The following is a 3,901-nucleotide window of genomic DNA, read 5'->3' as shown; positions in this document are numbered from 1 at the left end:
CCCCATGGACAGGCATCTTTGCCGCCCTCAACAATGGTGATGTGGACCTCGTCATCTCGGGCGTCACCATCAACGACAAGCGCAAGCAGTCCTACGACTTCACCGCGCCCTATTTCGAGGCGCGCCAGCTGATCGCCGTTCACAGCAACAGCACCGCCAAAAGCCTGAAAGACCTGGCCGGCAAAAAGATCGGCGTGGTCACCGGCAGCACCGGCGACGACATGGCTTCGCGCGAATTCGGCAAGACCAACCCCGACATCCGCCGTTTTGAGAGTACCCCGGTGGTTATTTCCGAACTGGCCAACAACGGCCTGGACGCGGCCATCGGCGACAACGGCGTGATCGCCTTTCGCGCCCAGGAACACAAACAGCTCAAGACCGTCAGCGACGCGAGCTTTCCCAAGGAATACTTCGGCATCGTCGTGAAACAGGGCAACAAGGCCTTGCAGGACAAACTCAACGCAGGCCTGGCCGCCGTCAAGGCTGACGGCAGCTACGCCCAGATCTACAAAAAGTGGTTCCAGGCCGACGCTCCCGCGTTGCCCGCACAGTAAACACCAGGACACCTCCTTATGGAACATGTCCTCTGGTTCGGCTGGTTCCGCGCCGACATCATTGCCGAGTACAGCGTGCTGTTCTGGCGCGGCCTGCAGATGACCATCATGGTGACGCTGATCTGCATCGTGCAAGGCACCCTGCTGGGCCTGGCGGTCGGCATGGCGCGTGTGGCGGAATCGCGCCATTCGCCCGCGCGTGCAATCTGCAAATACGCGCTGCGCTGGCCCGCAACCGTTTACGTCAGCTTTTTCCGCGGCACACCGCTGTTCGTGCAGATCCTGCTGATCCACTTCGCCGTGTTGCCGCTGTTCATCAACCCGACTGACGGCCTGATCATCTCGGGTGAGACGGCCCGCGACATCAAGCAGAACTACGGCGCCTTCCTCTCCGGCATCGTGGCACTCACGCTCAATGCCGGCGCCTACATCTCCGAGATCTTCCGCGCCGGCATCCAGTCCATCGACAAGGGCCAGGTGGAAGCCTCACGCTCGCTCGGCATGTCGTTTCCACGCACCATGTACCACATCGTGCTGCCGCAGGCCTTCCGGCGCATGCTGCCGCCGCTGGGCAACAACGCGATTTCGCTGCTGAAAGACTCGTCGCTGATTTCGGCCATTGGCCTTGCGGAGCTGGCCTACGCCGCACGCACCGTCGCCGGCGCCTATTCGCGCTATTGGGAACCCTACCTCACCATCTCCGTCATGTACTGGGTACTGACGCTGGGCCTGGCTTACCTTGTCAAGAAACTGGAGGCTCGTTATGGACGAGGTGATTCGCGTTAAACGGCTGACCAAGCAGTTTGGTCACACCCCCGTGTTGCGCGGCATCGACTGCGCCATCAAGGCCACCGAAGTCGTCTGCGTCATCGGCCCTTCCGGCTCGGGTAAAAGCACTTTTTTGCGCTGCCTGAACGGCCTGGAAGACGCCAGCGGCGGAGAGGTGCTGGTGCACGGCGTCTCGGTGCATGAACCCAAGACCGACGTCGATGCCCTGCGCTCGGAAATCGGCATGGTGTTCCAGCGCTTCAATTTGTTCCCGCACAAGACCGTGCTGGAAAACATCACGCTGGCGCCCACCAAGGTGCGCAAGCTGACGGCACTTGAGGCGCGCAACCGCGCCAGCGAGCTGCTGGTCAAGGTCGGGCTGCTCGACAAGATCGACGCCTACCCCAACCAGCTCTCCGGCGGGCAGCAGCAGCGCGTGGCGATYGCCCGCGCGCTGGCGATGCAGCCGCGCATCATGTTGTTCGACGAACCCACTTCCGCGCTCGACCCCGAAATGGTCGGCGAAGTGCTGGCCGTCATGCAGTCCCTGGCCGAGGAAGGCATGACCATGGTGGTCGTCACCCACGAAATGGGTTTTGCCCGCCAGGTGGCCGACCGCGTGATGTTCATCGACGAAGGCCTGGTGATCGAGGAAGGCTCACCGGCGGAGATCTTTGACAACCCCAGGGAAGAGCGCACCCAGCGCTTTTTGAGCAAGGTGTTGTGAGGCAGTGCGCGCCCGTCGCTGCGGGCACGCGCTTCTCCCAGCAAGGTTCAGCCATCCAGAGAGGTCGCCATGCCAGCAACCCTCCGGGCCATCCAGGCCGACATCACAAAGCTGCAGCTTGACGCCATCGTCAACGCAGCCAATTCATCGCTGCTCGGCGGCGGCGGTGTCGACGGCGCCATCCACCGCGCTGCGGGGCCAGAACTGGTCCACGAATGCCGCCTGCTGGGTGGCTGTAAAACCGGTGAAGCCAAGGCAACCAAAGGCTATCGGCTACCGGCAAAGTTCATCATCCACACGGTGGGCCCGGTCTGGCGCGGCGGCAACAACGGCGAGCCTGAGTTGCTGGCCTCCTGCTACAGACGCGCCATGGAAATCGCGGCAGCCAAAGGCGTCACGTCGATAGCCTTCCCCAGCATCAGCACCGGCATCTACGGCTACCCAATTGAGTTGGCTGCCCAGGTCGCGGTGGCCAGCGTGCGCAAGTCCTTGCAGCAACCCTCATCCTTGGCGGAAGTGGTGTTCTGCTGCTTTTCGGTGGAAGACCTTGCGGTTTATGAGCAAGTGTTGGGCAAGACCCTTGGCCGCGGAGATTGACGCATGCCAGAACTTCCCGGTCTTGTCCCGATTGCGTTCACCATTTTTTCGTATGTTGTCTGCGTCAAACTGGCGGCCTGGCTTTATCGCCATACGCAACTGGACTGGAAACATGCCCTCATTTTTGGTGTTGTCCTGTTCATCGTTCTGTTCGCCGTCGGTACCGGTGTCAGGTCGCTGAGTGCAGGCTCAGACCCCGTACGCCAATCCCTTGTGGACCTTGCCACCGGCCTGGCAGCGCAGCTGGGTCTGGGTGCATGGTGGCTAGGCTCGCGAGCCAGGACAAAGGCAGGCGTACCCCTTGAATTGAAAGGCGGAGCCTTGCTCGCCCTCATGACCTATGGGCTGGTTTTTTCTTTCTCTTTTACGGCAACCATTGCCCTGACCTTCATTTCCCGCATGGCAGCCACCCCCGTTTGAGTTCAGTACCCTGGCACCTTCAACACCCGCGCCAGGTAATCAAAAAACACGCAGTACAGCGCAATCGGCAGCGGCAGGCCCAGCAGCGTGCCCACCAGGTAGTCGCGAAACTTCACCCCCGACATTGCCAGGGCGTAATTCAATGCCGGCACGGTCTGCAGCAGCACGCGCAGCACCACGACGCTCACCACCGGCCGCGCGTCGAGCTGGGCCAGCATGCGTTGAGCCCAACGCCCCTTGATCTGCCGCAAAGCGTCCCCGCCCATCAGGCGAATCAGCCAGAAGGTGAAGGCGCATGAGATCACGGCCGCGAGGTACGTTGCCAAGCCTCCCCACACTTCGCCCAGCGCCAGTACCGCGGCCGCCAGGAATATCCAGCCGGGAATCTGGATCRGGTTGCCCAGCGCAAACAGCGCGATAAAAATCAGCAACCCGCTGGCTTCGTTGTCCAGGAATTTCTGGTGCAAAAAAACCAGACTGAAGTTGTCGCGCAAACCCGAAAGCTGGAACACCGCCAGCAAAAGGCCCAGGAAAGCGACCACGGCGATCAGTCGTTTATAGCGGTGCATAGGCGTTTGATGGCGGTTTGGGCAAAAACACCCGCTAATTCTAGGCGGCACCCCGGCAAGCCCCGTCCCCCGCAGGCAGGGCTTGGGCTTTGCAAATAAATTCCAGAAAGTCTGTAAGAAGCGCTGCCCTCCCCCGACCAAACAGCAACACGCAGCAAGACTGCGGCGGAAATCCCGGCCATCCACAGGAAAACCGGGCGTTGCGGCCAGCGCAAGAGGAGCATTTCATGAACACGTCCCGTCAGATCATCCACCCCGGCTGGTTG

Annotated in this window: 6 protein-coding genes; 5 read left to right on the top strand and 1 reads right to left on the bottom strand. The window is 61.3% G+C overall.

Annotated features, from left to right (window positions below; translation table 11 throughout):
* The 5 genes from AC1D0Z_RS17290 to AC1D0Z_RS17270 form a co-directional block, all read left to right on the top strand.
* A partial coding sequence (locus AC1D0Z_RS17290) for a transporter substrate-binding domain-containing protein (RefSeq protein WP_477659450.1) occupies positions 1-554 on the top strand: 554 nt, incomplete at its 5' end.
* 18 nt (positions 555-572) lie between these two features.
* A complete protein-coding gene (locus tag AC1D0Z_RS17285; RefSeq protein ID WP_477659449.1) occupies positions 573-1,340 on the top strand; it encodes an amino acid ABC transporter permease in 768 nt (255 codons plus the stop codon).
* On the top strand, positions 1,318-2,049 hold the full coding sequence (locus AC1D0Z_RS17280) for an amino acid ABC transporter ATP-binding protein (RefSeq protein ID WP_477659448.1): 732 nt from the start codon (positions 1,318-1,320) through the stop codon (positions 2,047-2,049). The genes AC1D0Z_RS17285 and AC1D0Z_RS17280 overlap by 23 nt, the downstream gene beginning before the upstream one ends.
* A gap of 69 nt (positions 2,050-2,118) precedes the next feature.
* Positions 2,119-2,646 carry an O-acetyl-ADP-ribose deacetylase gene (locus AC1D0Z_RS17275; RefSeq protein WP_477659447.1) on the top strand — a complete coding sequence of 176 codons (528 nt, stop codon included), beginning with the start codon at positions 2,119-2,121 and terminating at the stop codon, positions 2,644-2,646.
* A 3-nt stretch (positions 2,647-2,649) separates the two neighbouring features.
* Complete coding sequence (locus tag AC1D0Z_RS17270) at positions 2,650-3,066, top strand: hypothetical protein (protein ID WP_477659446.1); 417 nt, start codon at positions 2,650-2,652, stop codon at positions 3,064-3,066.
* A gap of 2 nt (positions 3,067-3,068) precedes the next feature.
* Here the strand turns inward: AC1D0Z_RS17270 and AC1D0Z_RS17265 are convergent, their stop codons facing one another.
* Complete coding sequence (locus tag AC1D0Z_RS17265) at positions 3,069-3,635, bottom strand: VTT domain-containing protein (RefSeq protein ID WP_477659445.1); 567 nt, start codon at positions 3,633-3,635, stop codon at positions 3,069-3,071.
* Positions 3,636-3,901 lie beyond the last annotated feature (266 nt).

Source organism: Polaromonas sp. P1_E3 (assembly GCF_056405935.1).
The sequence above is the reverse complement of the archived record's forward strand: the minus strand, read 5'-3'. Positions and strand labels throughout refer to the sequence as shown.

Excerpts from the sequence above, each read along its gene's own strand:
- AC1D0Z_RS17285 (WP_477659449.1), top strand. The coding sequence starts at position 573 with ATGGAACATGTCCTCTGGTTCGGCTGGTTCCGCGCCGACATCATTGCC.
- AC1D0Z_RS17275 (WP_477659447.1), top strand. The coding sequence starts at position 2,119 with ATGCCAGCAACCCTCCGGGCCATCCAGGCCGACATCACAAAGCTGCAG.
- AC1D0Z_RS17270 (WP_477659446.1), top strand. The coding sequence starts at position 2,650 with ATGCCAGAACTTCCCGGTCTTGTCCCGATTGCGTTCACCATTTTTTCG.